Here is a 20926-nt window from a genome sequence, read left to right as displayed (position 1 = left end):
GATTTTCGTTACAAAAATATGTTTGCTGTTTGTTTCGTCCAAAACGAATAGACTAACTGTTCGATTTCATCGACCAACCAGGATTTTTCATCTTTAATTTGGATAAAAGCCACACGAATAAAATCCCCCGAAACAAATTACATTTTCTTTCGGAGGATTTTTTTGATAAGTGACAATTAGCTTTCTCGGATGCAAATTTATTTGCCGACTTTAGGTTTGTTTCCCCTCATTCCATTTCCGTTGCGCATATTCCTCATCCGTTCGGCACGTATGGCTTTCCATTGATCCATTTTTTCCTTACCAATGATTTGCTCCAATTCGGAATCATTGGCTTCAATCTGTTTTTGCCTTTCAGCTCTCATTTCTTCCCGAGTAGCTTGCTGATTCTCTCGCATCTCTCGAGCTTTTGCCATTTGTTCGGCACGTTGCGCATCTTGTTTTTCCAACACTTTTTCTACCTGCGCCTTTTGCTCTGCCATCAGCTCCAATCGTTTTGCCATTTGTTCGGCACGTTGCGCGGCGGTCCATTTCATTTCTCTGGGAGTAGTTTTCTGTCGGGTCGCATCTTGTGCCGAAACAGAAATACTCATTGTAAACAGGGCGACAAACGCCAAAATACCAATTTTTTTCATTTTCATTTCATTTTAATGGTTCTACATAAAAATCGTAATATTGACTCTCAAAAGTAAGCAAACGTTTAATCCGATGTTCATCTATTAACGATTCTTATCCTACTGTTATTCATATTATTAAAAGCGTTGACAGGAGAAAAACATAGATTGATCGTTTCGTATTTCTATTTCATCGATAAAAATAAATGATTTGTCGATTCACTCTATTTTTATATACCTTAACGGTGCTTTGTCTATTTTCTGCTATCTTTGCAGCTGAATATATGAAATAGTCATGACAAAATACACTTGCAACAATTCCAAACGAATGCTCCTGTTTATGAAAAAGAGCCCAATAGAAGCTCACCTGCAAACGAGTTAAAAAAGAGAAATCCGACAATTTTATTCGATCAATTCCAATATGCATATCCCTATGAACAAGTTTCTTGTATTTATTTCGCTGACGATCCTCTTTAGTGGCGAATCTTTTTCCCAAAAATCGGGGAATCCTCTCTTTCCGGGTTGGTATGCCGACCCCGAAGCAGCAATTTTTAACAACCGCTATTGGATTTTCCCAACCTATTCGGCGCCTTATGAAAAACAGGTTTTCATGGATGCTTTTTCTTCTCCCGATTTGGTACGCTGGACAAAACACGGCAATATCCTCGACACTGCAAGTGTAAAATGGGCTCATAAAGCGATGTGGGCTCCTGCAATTGTAGAAAAAGAGGGTCAATATTTTTTATTTTTTGCAGCCAACGATATTCAAGACAACCAAAGCGAAGGAGGGATTGGAATAGCCGTTGCGAAACAACCCGAAGGGCCGTATCGCGATTATTTGGGAAAACCCTTGCTCGACAAATTTCACAATGGTGCTCAACCGATCGATCAATTCGTTTTCAGAGATATCGATGGCCAATACTACATGATATACGGAGGATGGCGCCATTGCAACATTACCCGACTTAATAACGATTTTACCGACTTTCTTCCTTTCGAAGATGGAACAATTTTCAAAGAAATTACCCCTGAGGGTTATGTTGAAGGACCGGTGATGTTTTATCGAAACGGAAAATATTACTTCATGTGGTCGGAAGGCGGCTGGACCGGCCCCGACTATCGAGTGGCTTATGCCATAGCCGATTCACCTTTAGGCCCTTTCGAGCGGATTGGCATCGTTTTAGAGCAAAATACGAATATTGCAACCGGCGCAGGACATAATTCGGTGATAAACATACCAAACACCGACGAATGGTACATCGTCTATCATCGTCGCCCATTGTCCGAGTCAGATGGAAACTCGCGCGTTACGTGCATTGAAAAAATGCAATTCGATGTCAATGGACAAATTGTTCCCATTGCTATTACCAACGATGGAGTTGATGCACGTCCGTTAAATTGAAATCCCCATATCCACGCCATGCCCATATAAATCACAATTGCATTATTCGTAAAAATGGGGGCGTATTTCTATTAAAATACACCCTCACTCATCCCTTTCAGAAAAGACAAGGGATATTTTTTTGAAAACAAAACGTGTTTTATAACACACATACCGATTTTTTCCATTAAAAAACCAAAATTTACCACCCAAAGTTGTGTTACAACCCTAAGTTTGCATCCGGTTACGAAAAACAAATATTTTTAAATTTTTAATTCCAAGATGCAAACCAAACACAAATCGGCCATTAACGAGGCCAATCATCAAGACGACACAACTCTGTTTCAAGAATTTCTAAAGGGAGATATGGATGCATTTTCACATTTCTACGATACGTATGTGAACGTTCTCTACCATTTTGGCAGCAAAATCACTAGCGATAAGGAATTGCTGAAAGACTGCATTCACGATGTATTTATTAAAATATACAATAAACGTCAAGATTTATCCGATATCCAAGATATCAAATCTTATTTGTTTAGTACATTAAGAAACAAAATTTTAGACGAAATAAGGAGAAAAGCTTATTTTACCGAAAAAGAAATTGAAAGCTATCAAGTTGCATCTTCTGAAAACGTGGAAAAAGAATATCTTCTGAAAGAAAAAGAAGATTACGACAACGTGAAAGTAGCTTTCTTCATGACAAAACTCTCACACAGGCAGCGTGAAGCCATTACTCTTTATTTTATCGAAGAAAAGAAATATGACGAAATTTGCACGCTTATGGATATAAATTACCAATCGCTCCGAAATTTAATCCATCGAAGCTTAACAAAACTCCGATCGCAATTATCATGAACGCGAGATTTGCATGAAGCTTTACGAATCGCAGGAACACTCTTTTCCCTGCGATTTTTCAAAAGCTTCTTTCCCTTCCGAAACGGAAAAATAAATCAATCCTATCGATCCGATGACATCCGCATAAGCAAACCCCGTAACTTCATAGATGAGACTCGACAAAAGGAGAACAACCGACATGTAAATACATATTTTGGTACAATTAGCATCGGCCATTATAGGCTCCGAATCAAGTTCCCTGCCCACTTTTTGTTTTGATCTCATCAACCAATACATAATCAAAATCGATAGGACAGAAATGATGATGCCCCATCGGGTGGTCTCCGGTTTATGTCGGGTAATTATATTCATGACACTTCCAACAACCAATCCGAGTGAGAGAAGATAAAAAGCGGTTCCGGTGATTTTGAGAGCAGCATGTTCAAATTTGCTCTTTTCCATCGTTTGGTTTTTGCGAATTCGGAGAATCATCGTAAATATTCCGACTCCCGACAACACCTCTATAAAACTATCGAGGCCAAAACCGAAAAGGGCCAAGGTTTCGTCCCGATACCCGAAAAACAAAGAAACAATGCCCTCGACAATATTGTAGAAAATTGTAAATAAGCTCAATGATAAAGCTTTTCGATACAGTTTTTGTTCGTTTTCCATCATATTCTGGCTGTAAAATCGCAAACAAAAATAAGCTGAAATGTGATGCAACAGTGTTGCAAAATCAAGTATTGCAATTGGCACAAATACCTTTGATCACAAAATTTGCCGATTCCACAACAAATTCCGGAGGCAGTTCCATCGAAGGAATCTGCAATTGTTGCAAACAAAAAGTTTGTTCGCAAATCTTACAAAAGAAGTGAACATGCAGATCTTCCAAATTACATTCACATCGATCTTCACATAAAGCAAACTTTGTAGCGCCGGAACCGTCATCGATCTCGTGCACTAAATTGTTTTTCTCGAAATTCTTAATAGCCCTGAAGATCGACGTCCTTTCCACTCCATCCAAAATATTTTCGATATCATAAAGTCGCATGGCATGCGTTTGCGAAAGAAGAGTCTCCAACACTTTCAGTCTGATGGGCGTCGGTTTTATATTTTTAGCCAGAAGGATTTTCGCCGGTTCTATTTTTTGAGAATTCATAATGCAAGGTTCTAATAAGATGAAGCTGTATTATCTAACAGATTCCGTGGAGCAAAGTTGAAATTTATTCAAATTTTCCATAGCCTGAAAGTCATAATTATCCTGTTTAACAATCGATAAGGATTACAGATAGACGTATCGAAACATTTTATTCGATGGAACGTTCTTAAAATAAGATGAATTTATGAACAAAATAAAATCGTTATGGCAAAGTATTCGAAAAAAGCACAGCAAAAAATCGGCGAAGTGATGCACGAATTCAAGAAAGGCAAACTCAAAACTTCATCGGGGAAAAAAGTAAGCGACCGCGATCAGGCCATTGCCATCGGAATATCGGAAGCCGAACAAGAAGGCTATAAAGTGCCGAAAAAGCCTTCAAAATCTAAAAAGACAAAAGATAAAAAAACGAAATAATCTTTGTCGATACACTTCCAATCCATTCGAATTGGGAAATGATTGCAACAATTATTCACTCACGAAAAGTCTTTTACTCGAAAAAACCGGATCGCACGTAACGTTCACTTTCAGTTTTCGAAGTCCCGCCTCGTCACCCGGAGTAGGTATGTGCGTGGAGTGCATTTCGCAGTTGTGCAGTTCGGTGAGTTTTTGCAAAGCCATTTGTGCCGCAGGATTCGAAATGGCACTGATCGATAGAGCGATGAGCGTTTCTTCTACATCCAGACTGACATTCTTCCCGTTCAAAATATCTTTTTTGAGATGAGTAACCGAATCGATAATGTTTTCGGGCAAAAGTATCATGTTGTCCGGCAGTCCTGCAAGATACTTTGTCGCATTCAGAATCATGCTCGAAGATGCATGCAGCAGCGGCGAGTTTTTACCGGTTACGATGGTTCCGTCGTGCAATTCGATGGCCGCGCCACAATAAATGCCTGCATAACCTTTGCCACACCTTTCGGCTTCTTTGGCCGCATTTCGTGCCGGTTCAACAACCCGCCGGTCTTCGTCTTTTGCCCCCACTTTGCGCATGATTTCCGTTGTACGTTCCACCGTATCCTTACCTGTTCGTCCCATAGCATATTCGACAAAACTTTGTAAATGACGACGAATAATTTCCTGGTAAGCTGCTTTTTGGCACACTTCGTCGTCGATAATACCTGCACTGATGCGATTAACACCCATATCGGTAGGTGATTGGTAAACGGAAGCACCTTCGGTGATTTTTTCCAAAATCTTTTTCAGCAAACCGAATGCTTCGATATCGCGGTTGTAGTTAACGACAATTTTACCGTATGCTTTCAGGTGATAAGGGTCGATCATGTTCACATCACGCAAATCTGCCGTAGCAGCCTCGTAAGCGGTATTTACCAAATGATCGAGCGGCAAATCCCACACCGGAAAAGTTTCGAATTTGGCATAACCTGCTCTGTTGCCTTTTCGATATTCGTGATAGAGATTTCCCAAGGCAGTGGCAAGTTTGCCGCTTCCGGGGCCCGGCCCTGTGACCACGACAATCGGCTTATCGGTTTCGATATAGGCATTGGCACCATAACCTTCGTCGCTCACAATCAGATCTACATTTTTAGGATAACCTTTTGTGGGATAGTGAAGATAAACTTTTATGCCGCGAAGTTCGAGTTTGTTCTTGAAGGCCATTGCTGCTGGCTGACCGGTGAACCGGGTGATGACTACCGCCGTTACATCAATGCCGTACCACTTGAGATCGTCGATGCTCTTGAGTACATCCACATCATAGGTAATGCCGAAATCGGCGCGGATTTTGTTGCGTTCGATGTCGCCGGCATAAATGCACATGATGACATCCACTTTGTCCTTCAGGCTTTGCAGCAGCTGCATCTTGACATTGGGCGCAAACCCGGGAAGCACGCGTGCAGCATGATAATCGTATAGGATTTTACCGCCAAATTCGAGATAAAGTTTCCCGTCGAATTGATTTACTCGCTCCAAGATGGCTTTACTCTGTTCCTGCAAATATTTCTCATTGTCAAACCCGATACGATTGATATTTTCCATTTTCCGAATTTTGTGTTAAAAAAAACTCGGGCTCAAAATTACATAAAATAGCGGGCATTTGAAAGTAAATCTTCCGTTTTTCTTTTTCGGCGATGGGATCTTCCCATCAACTCATCTTTTAGCATATTCCATCCTATTTCCCGTGTCGATTAAGGCAGCGGGAACGAATGGTTGAAAAGGCGCGTTTCGGCCAATTGCTCATATTTAGTCCCCTTTTTCCCGTAGTTGGCATAAGGATAGATGCTGATTCCGCCGCGTGGCGTAAATATTCCCGTTACTTCGATATACTTCGGCTCCATCAGTCGAATCAAGTCTTTCATGATAATATTGACACAGTCCTCGTGAAATGCGCCATGATTGCGAAAACTGAACAGATAGAGTTTCAAACTTTTGCTCTCAACCATTTTCACATCCGGAATATAATCGATGCGAATGGTTGCAAAATCGGGCTGCCCGGTAATCGGGCAAAGACTGGTGAATTCGGGACAGTTGAACGTTACCCAATAGTCGTTGTCCTGATGTTTGTTGACGAAGGTTTCGAGCATTTCGGGAGCATAATCCATTTTGTATTCGGTTTTGTGTCCCAGGTGGCTCAATTCTTCCAAATGATCTGATTTCAATTCCATATATATATAATGGTGGTTAATGATCCGGATAATTCGATTGTTATTTTCTCTCGGCAAGGTATTCCTGCAGACCCTTGTTGCGCAGTTTGCAAGCCGGACAATGTCCGCAACCGTCGGCAATGATGCCGTTGTAGCATGTCAGCGTTTCGTTTCGCACCAAATCGAAAACGCCCAACTCGTCGGCAAGCTGCCAAACCTGTTTTTTGTTTCGCCACATCAGGGGGGTGTGTATCAGAAATTGTCGGTCCATTGCCAAATTGAGCGTAGCATTCGCCGATTTGATAAAAGTATCGCGGCAATCGGGATAGCCGCTGTAGTCGGCTTCGGAAACGCCTGTTACCAAATGTCGAATATTTTGTGCATAGGCTATGGTAGCTGCAAAAGTCAAAAAAAGCATGTTGCGTCCCGGAACAAAGGTATTGGGATAGGAATCCGCCGGCTTTTCTTCGTCCATCATCATACTGCTGTCGGTAAGCGAATTTGGGGCCAGGTGCGATATAATGGTAGCATCCAACACTTGGAAGGACACATTGGCCATCGAGGCAATGCGCTCGGCATTTTTCACCTCCTGCGAGTGTCGTTGACCATAAGAGAAACACAGTGTATGTACGTTTCTAAAATTTTGTTTTGCCCAAAAGAGGCAGGTCGTAGAATCCTGTCCTCCCGAAAAAAGTACAAGGGCGTCTTCGTTTTTATATTCGTTCATCGAAATCTACAATTTAAGATGTTGTCATCTATTTTCCGACAAAGTTACACGATAATTTTCAATCGACACAAAGGAGAGATCGATTTCCCTTTCATGTGATCGAAAGTAGTTCGGAAAATCAATCGACCACCAAGAAGGCATATATTTGAAAAGAATGGCCAAAATGCTTTTTAAAATTGTGATGCTGATTTATATCGATATTTATTTGGTAATATCTATTTATTTGGTAACTTTACATTCCGTTTGATATATAACATGGTTACAAACATTGAAATTTATGGATAATGTGTTATATATATAGGGTAATAAAGAAGCAAAAGACATAATTGGGCTATAGGAGGCAGAAAGAGCTTTATTATTAAAATCATTCTATCCTGACAGTTAAAACAGCACGACAGCACGCCGATCCAAATGCCTCCCAATATTCGCTTCCTGGTGTGGCGATTTATGAAAAAAAATTCTATTAAAACATTCAATTACAGGGCATCGATTGTATTTCCGGCATTTTTTATGATGAACGTTCCAATTCGCGAATACATTTCAATTTGCCAGTGTATGGATAGGGATACAAAAATGACTGGTGCACACATCACACAACATTCGTTGGTAGATATACAAAAAAACGAAGATTACGCTCTCGCTCGTAACCCTCGTCATTTTCGCATATTAGGAGTTGCCGCTCCTACTATGCGCTTTCCGTCACAGGGTCGGTTTGAATAGCCGCTTCCTGTTTCGAAACAATTAAAACATTTGTTTTAGCATTTTTCTCGGTTGCTCTCCGCGTTTTCCTGCTTTGCACAAGAATGCGGTAGTAATCGAGAAACTTTTTTAAGGCCTGAATCAACGGCAGGTATGCTTCGTTGCCGGTGATCCGGGCATTTGCCTCAATCAACCCGAGCATCAGTCGCAAGTCCTTGTCCGCTGCCTGACGAATGGCTCTCGCATCTACTTTATCTGTTTGCGAAAGTTCGTCGCGGCGCTGCACCGACAGGTTTTTAAACTCCTCGTTTATTGCCTTCAGCCTTTCGACGATGGGCATTAGTGACAGCGCCGCAAGTGCTCCGCTCACATTCACATCGGTTTCGGCATCGGCAACAATCTCGTTGATACGCTCCGTCAATGGGGTGTAACCCAACGAGAGCAGTTGTCCCCGGTGCTTGCCCAGCCAGATATTCAGCACATTGGCCGCTTGTCGTTCTTCAGTAACGGTGGAGAGCGTCAACGAGTGGATCTGCCCTTGCAGCGACATCAGCGATTGCCTTCGTTGCGTGTGCAACTCCCGTATCGCCGGAGTCAATTCGTGCCTCAAAGATCGCACTTTCACTTGTTTCAACGGTTCGAGGTGCGATTTCACTCTTGCCGCTGCTTCATTCACGCGCTCGTCATCGAGCTTGTATTTGTCCATTACGAAACATATCTGTTCGAAAAGGACGGGATGCTCATCATTGTGTAGCAAAACGAGCCACCCTGTAGTAAAATCATTTGTCATATTTTAAAAATTAAGTTCTTGAAGTTCCTGGATTACCAGGCGAGAGACAGATAACCTTACTTCGTTAACAAAGTTATAATGTTTTTAAATTAACAGCAAATTTTTCGTTAAAAAGTTATCCACAATTTGAAGTAAAACTTTTATTAAATAAACATAATGACGGATAATGCGGAGGAAATGAAGAAATGATTTGACGATTTATCGATTTAACGATTCGTTGATGGTGGAAATAGGAGAAAACTTTCAGGTTTCGAAAATCTGTTAGGACTGAATCCCTTAGCCGCATCCCAATCATATAGTTTCCATGATAGATGATATGTTATTATGAATGAAAGTTTGTTCTGCCTTTCAGGCAGAAAGATAGCTGCTGATCCATGCCGCAGAATGAATTCTACGGTTATGAAAATTCGGCTTTTCAAGCCGGAATGCCAAAATACTTCTTACAGTAAACACACTTGTGTGAATGGCATTAGCATCTAATAATCGTAAGTTATCGATTTGCTGATAAAGAAAGCGAATTTCAATACAAAAGAGAAAGATGTTGCCTGAAGGGCAAAGATTTCATAACCGCAGGTCGAAGACCTATGGACAAAGAAACAATAACAATTGCTGCCTGAAAGGCAGAACTTATTGCTTCCTTTTGATTTTTCATATCCAATTGGGTGAAAAAAGGACTGAATAGGTTCCGGAAACTTGTTTAATACTCCCTATTCTTTGTACCATCTAAGTGGGTTTTCAACCTAAACAATATTCTATAGTTTTCTTTGAAAAGATCTATTTCGGTTTATTTCCCCCCAAGTAGCGTAAGTTTGCGAACTTCTGCTACAAACACAAAACAATTGATAATGGATAATCAATTGAGCTTTTCCGCTGACAGCTATAGCTGTCAGCGGAAAAGGAGTTACCGGTATCGCCCACTACCGACCCTATTTTCGGAGAAAAACCCATCGTCCGCACTCGCGGAAAACTACATCAGACGAAAAAGTTGTGGTTTCTACACTTCGTGATGATGTAAATCCGTAGAAAATCGTTAAATAATGGGGCTGATTTAACACTCCTGTTACTCAAATTCCATCATCTTCACCCAAAGATGACACGTTCGGCGAGGAATGATCCCCCGTTTTCACTTCGAAATGACACGATTGTCTTGTCGTGACCTGTCATCTTGGAGTGAAGAAAGCATGTCCGTCGCAAAAAGTCATGGTTTCTACACTGCAGATTACATGTTTTAGCAAAAAAATACTTATAGCATGTTAACAGAAAAGGCCATTTGGCTCGAAAATGTACCTTTCAGAAGTATAGACGAGGCAATCGGCAGACAAAATTGCTCCGTCTACTTTGTAGAAAGTATGATCGTCGGTAAGCATTCGGTCTTCCCCGTCTTAAATTAACTTTTCAACCTTGCTATATTTGCCCACAAAAAATTATGTGGACATTAAAGCAATTTGAAACAGTTTATGATCGTTACCAATCCGGCGGCCTTCGTGTAAAGGAGTTCTGCTGGAATGAGCGCATTCTGGAATCCAAATTTTATTACTGGCAAAGGAGATTACGTGAACACAACCAGCGAAAGGAACAACCTCCCGGTTTTGTGCCAATAGTTTTTACCGATGCAAATCAACAGTTAACGGCAAAAAAGGTAGTTCAGCAACAATCCAATCCGGAGCATATGCACCCATCGGGTGGCAATGTTTTCGAGATTGTTTATCCCAACGGTGTAAAATTACGTGTTCCCATTGAAGCTGATCTGACCCAACTTCGATCTTTAATACTTTTAACCCAATAAGCCATGTTTAACCTAAACGACTCTATGCGTTACTGGCTTTATCCTTTTCCAACGGATATGCGCAAAGGTTTTTACACTTTAAGCGGATTAGTCACAGATCAGATGGGAAAGGAAGTTAGCAGTGGAGATGTGTTTATCTTTCTGAATCGTCATTGCACAAGTATGAAAATCCTGCACATGGAACATGGAGGGTTGGTCATTTATTACATGAAGCTTGAAAAAGGGAATTTTTTATTACCCTCTTTTGATGAAAACGAAAAATTCCACCCTTTTTCCTGGCAAAAACTCATGCTGATGGTACAGGGAATTGACACCGGGAAATGTAAATATAAAAAACGCTTGAAAGTCTCGTAAACAGACGATTTTAGCCTCTTTTTTCTTGCATATGTAATGCTGTTTTTGTATCTTTACTCTCGTTATCTGACAAGGGGAAAAGATGCAAGAAATCAAAGAAAATCCGAACGAGCTTTTAGAACTTCTGCTGGAGAAATGTGACCACCAGTATCAGGAGATTCAACTCCTGAAAGGTAAGCTGGAAGATCATACGGATGTTGATGCATTAAAATCCTCATATGAGCATACCATATCCTTGAAAGATGAAAAAATCCTCAAGCTGGAGGATGAGGTTGCTTATCTCAGGCGGCGTATATGGGGTAAATCCAGTGAACGCTTTATTAAAGAAGACCCGCGTCAGCGCCGTATCGACTTCGATGGCTTGGACCTGTTGCCTGCAGAACAAGAGCAGGCAGAAGAAGCGAAAGCTGAAATAGAGTCTTTCAGGGAAAGGCGTGTAAAGCAACGTGAAAAAAGAAAACCTGTCCGCAGACCCTTGCCTGAAGATCTGCCCCGCGTTGAAGAGCATTTCTACCCGGAGGAAGTATCAGGTGACATGGATGCATGGACTGAGCTCGAACCGGAGATAACCGAAGTGCTGGAGTATGAACCGGCGAAATGCTACGTCAGGAGGATTGTGCGTCATAAGTATGTGTTAAAGAACAAAACTTCACAGGAGTCTCAAAAAGAGTCTTCTCCTATTGTTACAGCTTCGCTTCCTACAACATACCGGCCTATAGCACGCAGTTATGCCGGAGCATCACTTTTGGCAGAACTTATGATAAACAAGTATGTTAATCATCTGCCATTTTACCGTCAGATACAGATGTTGAAGCAGATGAAAATCAATCTCCCGCCACCAACGGTGAATGGTTGGTTTAAGGATACAGCCGATTTACTGAGGCCACTTTACTACCGACTCAAAGAACTGGTTCTTGCCACCGATTATATCCAGGTGGATGAAACCACTGTGCCTGTTATAAATAATGAGAAGCATAAAACTGTCAATGGATACATGTGGATGGTACGTTCCGTCATGGACAAACAACTCTTCTTTCATTATGACCATGGCTCAAGGGCACAGAATGTTGCATTATCCCTGTTGAAAGACTTCCGTGGTGCTATGCAGACAGACGGGTATGGTGTATACAAGATGTACGAGTACAAGAAAGGGGTATTACCCCTGGGTTGTTGGGCTCACGCGAGAAGAAAATTTGAAGAGTCCCTGAAAAATGACAGGCGCAGGGCAGAATATGCTCTTGAACAAATCGGCCTTCTCTACGAGGTAGAAAGAGAAGCTGATGACAGTAACCTATCCTATGATGAAAGGGCCAATCTCCGAGAGAGTCACGCCTACCCGATCATAGTTGTCTTTGAAAAGTGGCTGGTGAATGAATACAAAAAAGTATTACCAAAGAGTCCGATTGGCAAGGCCATAAAATACACTTATGACATCTATCACCGATTAAGCCGGTATCACCTGGATGGCAGGTATCGTATAGATAACAATCTGGCCGAAAACAGCCTGAGAGGCTTAGCGCTTGGCAGAAAAAATTACCTGTTTTGCGGTAACCATGATGCTGCGGAAGATGCTGCAGTTATCTACTCTTTACTTGGTTGCTGCAAGGCTGCAGATGTGAACTTCCGCGACTGGATGGTTTACGTGTTGAGTCATATCCACGATTACGACGAAGATTATACAATAGATCTGGCAGAACTACTTCCTTCAAACCGGGTTAAGAGAAACTTCTAAAAACTCCAAATCGACTCCGAATGTTTTCCAAGTTTTTGAAAGTTTTCTTTCAGAAAATAAAGAAACTTGAAATCAAATACGGACTTCACCGAATGCTTACGATCGTCGGACAAAGTTGTACTTTCTGCACTTCAAGATTGGGCAATTTGGCGCCGAATCCCTATAGAATGTTAACAAGATTGGACGTTTTCATTCACATTTGCGAAATCTACAAAGTAGATATAACATTCTTTAAGTCGAACGTGGTTTCTACAAAGTAGAAAACAGGTCCGTCGGAGTCAAACGCGTTTTCTACATTTCTGACGGGGCAATTTTGTTGCCGAATCGATGAATTTTTACTTCAGAAACATACAAATAATCTGCTGATATACATATATTAATGTCATACTGAAAGCTTATGAAAGGAATTTGCCCGATTTTATTAACAAAACATCACAATTTCGAAAGTGAAAGAATGTGAACATGGTTGGAGATTGGGGGTTGGAATTAGTCGATAATTTACCAATTCGATGATTTATTGATTTACCGATGAATTCTATATACAACTATCCGGGCAGCACAAGGGTTATGATATTCCTCCACTTCCGACTTCTTCACTTCTTCCTTAATAGCGCAAGTTTCCGAACTTGAACGAGTCCGGATAACTCAACCATCGCCAATTTCCTCATCAGCAAATCAATAAATCATCAAAATCAATCACCAAAAAGCCAGACCGAATTTAAAAACTTCCGAGCCATTTACTCAATTCGCACATAAACTGCTGCTTATAGGCAAACGAATCGCGATTTCCGAATCCGTGTCCACCTTTCGGATAAAGGAGAAATGTCAATGCAACCTTATTCTTTTGCAACGCTTCGGCATATCGGAATCCGTTGGAAGGCGGGACAATTTGGTCGTCGGCCGCAAAAATAATAAAAGCTCGTGGCGTTTGAGCGGTTACCTGTTTTTCGTTTGAATAAAGATCGGCAATCTCCCGGGACGGATTGTCTCCCAATAGATTTTTTCGAGAACCGGCATGCGTGAATGTCGGATCCATCGTAATGACCGGATAAAGCAAAATCTGAAAAGCCGGCGATTCGGGAGCAGTTGCATGCGTGGCAAAAGTTGAAGCCAAATGACCTCCTGCCGATGATCCCATGATGCCGATATTCGAAGGATCGACCTTCCATTCGGCAGCATGCTGCCTGACGAATGCGAAAGCCGCCCGTACATCGGCAAAGGGAATATCGCGATTGCCGTTCGGCATCCGATATTTGAGCACGGCAAAAGCAATCCCCTTACTCAGGAAAAAGGGAGCCCAGTCGTATCCTTCGTGAAATACGGCCAAATGTTGATAGCCACCTCCCGGCAGAGCAATCACCATCCGTCCCGTAGCAGTCTCGGGATCGGGCAGGTAAACGCGCAAGGAGGGCGCCGTCATTCCGAGCAACGAGTCACTACTCATGGGTGGAGTTTGTGCAACCGTTGGCATCGGATACTCCGTGAAAGCAGGTTGCCAATTTATGGCATACAGAATGGCTTTACCCCAAAATTCACCCAACCGGCGTGCTCCTTCAGGACTGGGATGAAGATAGAATATGCCTGAATTTCCGTTTTCGGCGATAAATAGTTCGGTATTGTTCTCGAAATAGTTGAAGGCAGCCGTATCACCCAAAAAAACCTGACCGGGAACAGTTTTCCAATAATGATCTTCCAGTTTTTTCAGTTCGGGAAAATACGATTTTAGCACATCAAGACCTTCCTGCAGATAAGTAGAGCTGTTGTGTGTGGTTGGGCTGTACCAAATGGGACGGTTGAGAACGACCTTGCAATTGGGATACAATCGCAACAATTCATCTACAATTGCTTTCATATTGGTGAAGTACTGCTGTGGCTGTAATCTCGATTTGGCGGTTCCCCGCTGAGCACTGTCGTTTGTGCCCAGCATGATCGAAAAAACGAGTGTTCCATCGGATTTTGTCAATTCGTCGGCGGCAGCCTTCACTTTCGGGAAATAGGTATTTGATGCCGGCAAAAAATCGACGGTAGTTTTGCCACTCACACCGCAATTGCGGATGGCTATTGTTCCGATATTTTGCTTTTCGAGCCATGAAGCCGTTTGAGCCGGCGGCGAATTTCGTTGCGGATCGCTCAACTGAACTCCTTGGGTAATACTGTTTCCGATAAAAACAATATTCACTTTTTGCGAAAAAGCAAACGAAATAATGCCACAAAAAAGGCAGAAAATGAGAAGAAATTGTTTCATTGTATAGGTTTGTTTTAAGATGTACTGTTTTGTTTCTGTAAAAGTAAACATTTTGTTTTCGAATATTCACGAGTTCTTTTAATTTTAAAAAAGTTTTTCGCACAAAAACAGGTTAAACCCATTTTACATTGAAATGAAATAGTATCTTAACAAATTTGTAGCATTTTCGTAACAGAGCCGCAACAACAGATTGCTAACTTTGCGACGGGCAGAATTACTAGTATCGAATGACAATCGATGCACAAATAGCAATCATCGCTCCATTAAAAAAAACATATTACATTTGTATGCGCGAATTATTGGAAATAAAACACAAACGGAATTCTTCGAAATCGGCAATGACAAGACAGCGAATTTTAGTGGTGGACGACGAAAAGGATATATGTGATATCCTCCAATTCAACCTCGAAAACGATGGCTACATAGTTGATGTAGCTTATTCGGGAGAAGAAGCGTTGGATAAACTCGATCCGCAGCATAGTCTCATCATTCTCGATGTTATGATGAGCGGCATCTCGGGATTCACCGTTGCCGAAACAATCCGGAAATCGAATAATCCCATTCCGATCATATTTTTAACTGCCAAGAATTCCGAGAATGATCTTCTGACCGGATTTTCGCTGGGTGGCGACGATTACTTGCCGAAACCATTTTCGGTAAAAGAATTGCTGGCTCGCGTAAAGGCAATTCTGAAACGCAGCAATACTCAGGTGAACAACGTCAGAAAATGGATAATAGACGATCTCGTTATAGATGCCAATTTCAATCGGGTTACCATTCACGGCGAAGAAATTTCGCTCACCAAAAAGGAGTTCGAAATATTGTTACTATTGGCTCAGTCGGCACCTCAAATGCTTACGCGTTCCGAAATTCTGAATCGGGTGTGGAGCGACGACGAATTTGTGCTCGATCGTACGGTAGATGTGCACATCACACGGCTCAGAAAAAAGTTGGGTGAATATTCGTCCATCATTGTCAATCGTTCAGGTTTTGGATATTACCTTAACTTGGAAGCAAAAAGAGAATCATGAAATTTAATTTGTCGTACCGACGAAAAATATTTCTTTATTTTTCTGCAATCATATTTGTTTTCACAGTCGGTATCGTTTTTTTTGAACAACAACAAATTAAACGCGAACGGCACAACAGTTTGCAAAGCCGATTGAATATTTATGCCGAAACTATTCATACATATATCAACGACAACAATTTGTTGACGTCGGACAGTTTGGAGTCAATAGGCAGAATTTCGATTTATTTTCCCGATGACATTCGCATCAGTATTATCGACTCGCTTGGGACGGTATTGTATGACAACAGAGTAGATACCGAAAAACTGGAGAACCATCTTCATCGTCCCGAAGTGCAGGAAGCAGCCTCGCATGGGTCGGGTAGCAATATTCGCATTTCGGCAAGCAACGAAGTCGAATATCTGTATTTTGCACGTAAATTCGGTGACGGATATTATGTGAGGATAGCCATGCCCTACGACTTGAAATTGCAATCGTTTTTGGATGCCCGTAACAGTTTTATCTATTTCATCATTCTGTTTTTTCTGGTTTGCGTAGTCATGATGAATTATTTTGCAAATCAGTTTACCAGGTCCATTCAGCAATTGCGAAACTTTTCGCAACAGTTGAAAACGGGAGGCAATCCCGACATTTTTTTCAACGAATTTCCCGACGATGAAGTAGGCGCCATCAGTGCCGATATAGTGGAAAATTATAAACTTTTGCAGGAAAATCGCAAACAGTTGTCCGCCGAACGTGAAAAACTGCTTCAGCATTTTCACTTTTCGGAAGAGGGGATTGCCATTTTTTCGAAAGAACGCTCGAAGATCTATGCCAATTCTCATTTTCTTCAATATCTCAATCTGATTATCGATCGACCGACCCTTCGGGAAGAAGTCGTGTTCACCGATCCGGCGTTTGCGGAGATACAGTATTTTCTGGATCATCCCGAAAAAGAAAATATTTTTACGACGCGAATCAAAAAAAACGGCAAGCGCTTCAATATAAGAGTTATTATTTTCGACGACGAAAGTTTTGAACTTTATATTGGGGATATTACCAAACAGGAGAAAACACGTCTTCTAAAACAGGAAATGACCAACAATATCGCACATGAGTTGCGAACGCCGGTAACGAGTATTCGTGGCTATCTGGAAACCATTTTGAATCTTGACGAAGACGATGCATCGCGTAGAAACATTTTTTTGGAAAGAGCTTACGCCCAAACCATTCGATTGTCGGAATTGATTCAGGATATCGGCATGTTGACAAAGATTGAAGATGCTCCGGACAGATTTGCTCGCGAAGAGGTGAAAATGAAAGAACTACTCGAAGAATTAAAATCGGACGTAGAAGATAAACTGACCGAAAAGAACGATACCTTTACCGTCGAGGTAGATGATCGAATTTGTGTAACCGGCAGCAGGACATTACTATACACCATCTTTAGGAATCTGATCGAAAATTCGTTGAATTATGCGGGCAACGGGGTTGAAATATCGGTCAGATGTTATGCCGACACCGACGACACTCTATTCTTTGAATTTTACGACACCGGTCCGGGTGTGGAAGACAAACACTTGGTGCGCATATTCGAGCGATTTTACCGAGTGAACGAAGGCCGTACACGAAATACAGGCGGCGGTTCGGGTTTGGGACTTGCAATTGTAAAAAATGCGATATTGTTTCATCATGGCAGCATTGTGGCTAAAAACAGGCCCGAAGGCGGTTTGTCGTTTTTGATCACATTGCCAAAAACAAAATACGAATAGCTTTCGGGAGAAACCGAGCATAAAAAATTTTCTCGTTCGAAACATCGGGGGTTTAATATTTTCGAATTCTGAGTTCGTTTTGATTCGGAATGGTTATCTTTGTTTAGACAATTACGAACCCGTAAATTTTTCGACAAATGAAATATGTAGGAGCACACGTAAGCGCTTCGGGAGGTGTGGAAAATGCACCTTTGAATGCACACAAAATTGGAGCCAAAGCCTTCGCTTTTTTCACAAAAAACCAGCGACAGTGGGTAGCTGCACCTTATACCGAAAAAAATATCGACCTTTTTAAAGAGCGTTGCCAATCGTTCGGCTATTCACCCGATCAGATTTTGCCACATGATAGTTACCTGATAAACCTCGGGCATCCTCAAAAAGAAGGACTCGAGCAATCGCGAAACGCATTTTTCGACGAGATGAAACGTTGCGAACAATTGGGCTTAAACCGTTTTAATTTCCATCCGGGCAGTCATCTCAACCAAATTTCGATTGACGAATGTCTCAATCGCATTGCCGAATCCATCAACCTGGCTCTCGACAAAACAAGCGGCGTTACGGCCGTCATCGAAAACACAGCCGGACAAGGCACAAATCTCGGACACACATTCGAACAACTTGCTCAAATCATCGATAAAGTTGAAGATAAAAGCCGTGTGGGAGTTTGCATAGACACAGCTCACACTTTGGCCTCAGGATACGAAATCCGCACAAGAGACGCATTTGACGAAACGTTTTCGAAATTCGACCGAATTGTAGGATTTCATTATCTGAAAGGGATGCATATCAATGATTCGAAAAAAGAACTCGCATCGCGCGTCGATCGCCACGACAGCATAGGCAAAGGCGTGATGAATATGGACATGTTTTCGTTCATCATGAATGATCCCCGCTTTGAAAATATGCCCCTCATCCTCGAAACACCCGACGAATTGTTATGGGCAGAGGAAATCGCAACTTTGTACTCGCTAATTTCTCAATAAATCAGATTTATGATGTATTATATCATGCCGATTATCTTCCTGCTGGGCATTGTTGCCATTGCTCTGGAAGACAAGATAAAAGTCAACAAATCGGCCAGTGCGATTTTGATGTGTGTTATCTTGTGGGGAATATTGATGTTTAACTCACAATCCATTTTGTTTGAAAGAGGAAATCCTGCTTTTTTACAATTTCTTGAAAACAATCACTTACAAAATCTTCCACTAAAAGAACAACTAACCCAATTCTTAATCGATCATGCTTTTGTTTCGCACTTGGGAGATGTTTCCGAAACGTTGTTTTTTGTAATGTGTTCCATGTTGATCGTCAGCATCGTCGATAAGCATGGAGGATTTGCGGCGGTGGCAAACTATCTTAAAACTGAAGACAAACGCAAACTGTTGTGGTATATTGGTTTTTCGTCGTTTTTCTTCTCTGCCATGCTGGATAATCTGGCAGCTGCTATTGTTCTTATAGCCATTCTTCACAAACTGGTACCTGATCATACCGACAGAATGAAATATGCATCGATGATTGTTATTTCGGCCAATGCCGGCGGATCGTGGTCTCCAATTGGCGACGTAACTACCCTTCTGCTTTGGACAGGAGGGAATATCGGAGCATGGCATCAGATTATACACGTTTTTGTGCCCGCTCTTGTCAATCTGTTGGTGCCCATGACAATAGCTCATTTCTGGTTGTTTAAAAAAGGTTCTAAATTGCGCATTTCGAGTACATTGACCCCCGAAGACGAATATGTTGAGATGATTCCCGTAAAATCACGAGTGATCATCTTCTGGATCGGATTTTTATCGCTGGCTCTTGTTCCTGTTTTTCAATCGATCACACATCTGCCTGCATTTATGTGTGTATTGCTGGGCTTGGTTTTCTTGTGGATCTACACGGATGCCATGTATGGAAATTTACACCAAATTGAAGATGAAGACAAATTAAGTATCTCTCGATTATTTAAAACGGTAGATCTGCCGACAATCTTCTTCTTCCTGGGAATTCTGATGTCGGTAGCCGCACTCGAAACCGGAGGTCAGTTGAGGTTGTTTGCAAATGTTCTGAGCACCAATATACAAGAACCCTATTTGATCAGTTTTCTGATCGGAATGATTTCGTCAGTAGTAGATAACGTCGCATTGGTCGCCGCCACCATGGGCATGTATCCGGTAGTAGAGGCATCATCTGCCATAACTCCTGATTTGTTGGCTTTTGTCGCAGACGGAGGTTTTTGGACATTTCTGGCCTATTGTGCCGTCACAGGCGGTAGCATTCTAATCATCGGGTCGGCAACAGGTGTTACCGTGATGGGAATGGAAAAAATAAGTTTCGGGTACTATCTGAAGCGTTTTACGCCCCTTGCTCTGATTGGTTACATAGCCGGCGCTGCAACCTTTCTCATGTTTGGATAGAAGAAAATAATATCTTTCTTTTTGGGGAATATTCCGGGAGCTTTCGAACAAATTATCACCAAATTACTTTCCGGATTCGAAAATTTTACATACTTTTGCACGCGCAAATACAATCATGTAAATGCAAACCAATAAAAAGTACTACTAAATGGCAACAAAATTACGTTTACAAAGACGCGGACGCAAACATTATGCGTTCTATCAAATCGTTGTTGCAGATAGCAGGGCTCCACGAGATGGAAAGTATATTGAAAGGATAGGTTCTTACAACCCGAACACTAATCCTGCTACTATCACTTTAGATTTCGATAGGGCTTTGTATTGGCTGCAAGTAGGTGCCCAACCCACCGATACCGTTCGTAACATTCTTTCGGACGAAGGAGTTCTGATGAAAAAACACTTGTTGGGAGGTGTTAAAAAAGGCGCTTTCACACTTGAGGAAGCCGAAAAACGTTTCGAGGATTGGAAAAACCGGAAACTTCAAGTTACTCATTCGCAGAAGAGCAAAGTTGAAGAACAGCAACGTGCTGAAGAAAAAGCTCGTCACGAGGCCGAAATTGAGGCTAACAAAGCAAAAGCTCAGGAAGTAGCCAAGAAAAAAGCCGAACAGGAAGCTGCTAATGCTCCTGCTGAAGAGCCGGCTGCCCAAGAACCGACAGCTGCCGCCGAAGAACCGGCTAAAGAAGAATCTGCCGAATAAAGTTTTTTATTCACATACCCATAAAACCCTGCCCTTATACGGCGGGTTTTTTTTATGGCCTTTTATATGAAATTTGATTTTGGAAGCAGATTTGAAACATTTTCCGACAATTTATCGTAAATTT

Annotated in this window: 19 protein-coding genes; 11 read left to right on the top strand and 8 right to left on the bottom strand. The window is 41.7% G+C overall.

All coding sequences use genetic code 11. The features are described from left to right. Positions 1 to 197 precede the first annotated feature (197 nt). On the bottom strand, positions 198 to 632 hold the full coding sequence (locus EJN84_RS03600; protein ID WP_129594143.1) for a hypothetical protein: 435 nt from the start codon (positions 630 to 632) through the stop codon (positions 198 to 200). Between the two features lie 412 nt (positions 633 to 1044). Between EJN84_RS03600 and EJN84_RS03595 the strand changes: the two genes are divergently transcribed. Together EJN84_RS03595 and EJN84_RS03590 are read left to right on the top strand one after the other, a co-directional pair. Then, positions 1045 to 2013 carry a glycoside hydrolase family 43 protein gene (locus EJN84_RS03595; protein ID WP_129594142.1) on the top strand — a complete coding sequence of 323 codons (969 nt, stop codon included), beginning with the start codon at positions 1045 to 1047 and terminating at the stop codon, positions 2011 to 2013. 261 nt (positions 2014 to 2274) lie between these two features. Beyond that, positions 2275 to 2850: an RNA polymerase sigma factor gene (locus EJN84_RS03590; protein WP_129594141.1), complete on the top strand. Its 576-nt coding sequence runs from the start codon at positions 2275 to 2277 to the stop codon at positions 2848 to 2850. 21 nt (positions 2851 to 2871) lie between these two features. On the opposite strand, the gene EJN84_RS03585 is transcribed toward EJN84_RS03590, so the two are convergent. Both EJN84_RS03585 and EJN84_RS03580 read right to left on the bottom strand, forming a co-directional pair. After that, positions 2872 to 3504 (bottom strand): cation transporter, encoded by a 633-nt coding sequence (locus tag EJN84_RS03585; RefSeq protein WP_129594140.1) that lies wholly within the window; start codon positions 3502 to 3504, stop codon positions 2872 to 2874. A gap of 61 nt (positions 3505 to 3565) precedes the next feature. Next, entirely contained in the window at positions 3566 to 3988 is a 423-nt protein-coding gene (locus EJN84_RS03580; RefSeq protein ID WP_129594139.1) for a Fur family transcriptional regulator, read from the bottom strand. Positions 3989 to 4192: 204 nt separating this feature from the next. On the opposite strand from EJN84_RS03580, the gene EJN84_RS03575 reads away from it, so the two are divergent. Beyond that, complete coding sequence (locus EJN84_RS03575; RefSeq protein WP_129594138.1) at positions 4193 to 4402, top strand: DUF6496 domain-containing protein; 210 nt, start codon at positions 4193 to 4195, stop codon at positions 4400 to 4402. 51 nt (positions 4403 to 4453) lie between these two features. On the opposite strand, the gene EJN84_RS03570 is transcribed toward EJN84_RS03575, so the two are convergent. The 4 genes from EJN84_RS03570 to EJN84_RS03555 form a co-directional block, all read right to left on the bottom strand. After that, entirely contained in the window at positions 4454 to 5980 is a 1527-nt protein-coding gene (locus tag EJN84_RS03570; protein WP_129594137.1) for a DUF1846 domain-containing protein, read from the bottom strand. 149 nt (positions 5981 to 6129) lie between these two features. Next, positions 6130 to 6606, bottom strand: coding sequence for a preQ(1) synthase (gene queF / locus EJN84_RS03565; RefSeq protein WP_129594136.1), 477 nt, complete (start codon positions 6604 to 6606; stop codon positions 6130 to 6132). A gap of 40 nt (positions 6607 to 6646) precedes the next feature. Beyond that, complete coding sequence (queC, locus tag EJN84_RS03560) at positions 6647 to 7312, bottom strand: 7-cyano-7-deazaguanine synthase QueC (RefSeq protein ID WP_129594135.1); 666 nt, start codon at positions 7310 to 7312, stop codon at positions 6647 to 6649. Between the two features lie 685 nt (positions 7313 to 7997). After that, positions 7998 to 8801, bottom strand: a complete 804-nt coding sequence (locus tag EJN84_RS03555; RefSeq protein WP_129594134.1) for a DUF6261 family protein — start codon at positions 8799 to 8801, stop codon at positions 7998 to 8000. A 1426-nt stretch (positions 8802 to 10227) separates the two neighbouring features. Between EJN84_RS03555 and tnpA the strand changes: the two genes are divergently transcribed. From tnpA to tnpC, 3 genes are all read left to right on the top strand, one after another. Then, a complete protein-coding gene (tnpA, locus tag EJN84_RS03550) occupies positions 10228 to 10587 on the top strand; it encodes an IS66 family insertion sequence element accessory protein TnpA (RefSeq protein WP_129594133.1) in 360 nt (119 codons plus the stop codon). A 3-nt stretch (positions 10588 to 10590) separates the two neighbouring features. Continuing rightward, positions 10591 to 10941 (top strand): IS66 family insertion sequence element accessory protein TnpB, encoded by a 351-nt coding sequence (gene tnpB / locus EJN84_RS03545; protein ID WP_101488284.1) that lies wholly within the window; start codon positions 10591 to 10593, stop codon positions 10939 to 10941. An 82-nt stretch (positions 10942 to 11023) separates the two neighbouring features. Then, positions 11024 to 12673, top strand: coding sequence for an IS66 family transposase (gene tnpC / locus EJN84_RS03540; RefSeq protein WP_129594132.1), 1650 nt, complete (start codon positions 11024 to 11026; stop codon positions 12671 to 12673). Positions 12674 to 13391: 718 nt separating this feature from the next. Here the strand turns inward: tnpC and EJN84_RS12335 are convergent. Then, the gene (locus EJN84_RS12335) at positions 13392 to 14918 is read right to left on the bottom strand and encodes a GDSL-type esterase/lipase family protein (protein WP_238943915.1); all 1527 of its coding nucleotides are present in this window, start codon (positions 14916 to 14918) and stop codon (positions 13392 to 13394) included. 338 nt (positions 14919 to 15256) lie between these two features. Between EJN84_RS12335 and EJN84_RS03525 the strand changes: the two genes are divergently transcribed. The 5 genes from EJN84_RS03525 to EJN84_RS03505 all read left to right on the top strand — a co-directional run bounded on the left by EJN84_RS03525 (position 15257) and on the right by EJN84_RS03505 (position 20802). Beyond that, positions 15257 to 15949 carry a response regulator transcription factor gene (locus tag EJN84_RS03525; protein ID WP_129594189.1) on the top strand — a complete coding sequence of 231 codons (693 nt, stop codon included), beginning with the start codon at positions 15257 to 15259 and terminating at the stop codon, positions 15947 to 15949. Next, positions 15946 to 17700: a sensor histidine kinase gene (locus tag EJN84_RS03520; RefSeq protein WP_129594131.1), complete on the top strand. Its 1755-nt coding sequence runs from the start codon at positions 15946 to 15948 to the stop codon at positions 17698 to 17700. The genes EJN84_RS03525 and EJN84_RS03520 overlap by 4 nt, the downstream gene beginning before the upstream one ends. A 137-nt stretch (positions 17701 to 17837) precedes the next feature. Continuing rightward, positions 17838 to 18683, top strand: a complete 846-nt coding sequence (gene nfo / locus EJN84_RS03515; protein ID WP_129594130.1) for a deoxyribonuclease IV — start codon at positions 17838 to 17840, stop codon at positions 18681 to 18683. 12 nt (positions 18684 to 18695) lie between these two features. Further along, positions 18696 to 20102 carry a sodium:proton antiporter NhaD gene (gene nhaD / locus EJN84_RS03510; RefSeq protein WP_129594188.1) on the top strand — a complete coding sequence of 469 codons (1407 nt, stop codon included), beginning with the start codon at positions 18696 to 18698 and terminating at the stop codon, positions 20100 to 20102. Between the two features lie 148 nt (positions 20103 to 20250). After that, complete coding sequence (locus EJN84_RS03505) at positions 20251 to 20802, top strand: 30S ribosomal protein S16 (protein WP_129594129.1); 552 nt, start codon at positions 20251 to 20253, stop codon at positions 20800 to 20802. Positions 20803 to 20926: the final 124 nt, after the last annotated feature.

Source organism: Seramator thermalis (genome assembly GCF_004138125.1).
GTDB lineage: Bacteria > Bacteroidota > Bacteroidia > Bacteroidales > Dysgonomonadaceae > Seramator > Seramator thermalis.
Note: the sequence above shows the minus strand (reverse complement) of the source record. Positions and strands in the feature narration are given on the sequence as shown.

Excerpts from the sequence above, each read along its gene's own strand:
- EJN84_RS03600 (WP_129594143.1), bottom strand. The coding sequence starts at position 632 with ATGAAAAAAATTGGTATTTTGGCGTTTGTCGCCCTGTTTACAATGAGT.
- EJN84_RS03595 (WP_129594142.1), top strand. The coding sequence starts at position 1,045 with ATGAACAAGTTTCTTGTATTTATTTCGCTGACGATCCTCTTTAGTGGC.
- EJN84_RS03590 (WP_129594141.1), top strand. The coding sequence starts at position 2,275 with ATGCAAACCAAACACAAATCGGCCATTAACGAGGCCAATCATCAAGAC.
- EJN84_RS03585 (WP_129594140.1), bottom strand. The coding sequence starts at position 3,504 with ATGATGGAAAACGAACAAAAACTGTATCGAAAAGCTTTATCATTGAGC.
- EJN84_RS03580 (WP_129594139.1), bottom strand. The coding sequence starts at position 3,988 with ATGAATTCTCAAAAAATAGAACCGGCGAAAATCCTTCTGGCTAAAAAT.
- EJN84_RS03575 (WP_129594138.1), top strand. The coding sequence starts at position 4,193 with ATGGCAAAGTATTCGAAAAAAGCACAGCAAAAAATCGGCGAAGTGATG.
- EJN84_RS03570 (WP_129594137.1), bottom strand. The coding sequence starts at position 5,980 with ATGGAAAATATCAATCGTATCGGGTTTGACAATGAGAAATATTTGCAG.
- queF (WP_129594136.1), bottom strand. The coding sequence starts at position 6,606 with ATGGAATTGAAATCAGATCATTTGGAAGAATTGAGCCACCTGGGACAC.
- queC (WP_129594135.1), bottom strand. The coding sequence starts at position 7,312 with ATGAACGAATATAAAAACGAAGACGCCCTTGTACTTTTTTCGGGAGGA.
- EJN84_RS03555 (WP_129594134.1), bottom strand. The coding sequence starts at position 8,801 with ATGACAAATGATTTTACTACAGGGTGGCTCGTTTTGCTACACAATGAT.
- tnpA (WP_129594133.1), top strand. The coding sequence starts at position 10,228 with ATGTGGACATTAAAGCAATTTGAAACAGTTTATGATCGTTACCAATCC.
- tnpB (WP_101488284.1), top strand. The coding sequence starts at position 10,591 with ATGTTTAACCTAAACGACTCTATGCGTTACTGGCTTTATCCTTTTCCA.
- tnpC (WP_129594132.1), top strand. The coding sequence starts at position 11,024 with ATGCAAGAAATCAAAGAAAATCCGAACGAGCTTTTAGAACTTCTGCTG.
- EJN84_RS12335 (WP_238943915.1), bottom strand. The coding sequence starts at position 14,918 with ATGAAACAATTTCTTCTCATTTTCTGCCTTTTTTGTGGCATTATTTCG.
- EJN84_RS03525 (WP_129594189.1), top strand. The coding sequence starts at position 15,257 with ATGACAAGACAGCGAATTTTAGTGGTGGACGACGAAAAGGATATATGT.
- EJN84_RS03520 (WP_129594131.1), top strand. The coding sequence starts at position 15,946 with ATGAAATTTAATTTGTCGTACCGACGAAAAATATTTCTTTATTTTTCT.
- nfo (WP_129594130.1), top strand. The coding sequence starts at position 17,838 with ATGAAATATGTAGGAGCACACGTAAGCGCTTCGGGAGGTGTGGAAAAT.
- nhaD (WP_129594188.1), top strand. The coding sequence starts at position 18,696 with ATGTATTATATCATGCCGATTATCTTCCTGCTGGGCATTGTTGCCATT.
- EJN84_RS03505 (WP_129594129.1), top strand. The coding sequence starts at position 20,251 with ATGGCAACAAAATTACGTTTACAAAGACGCGGACGCAAACATTATGCG.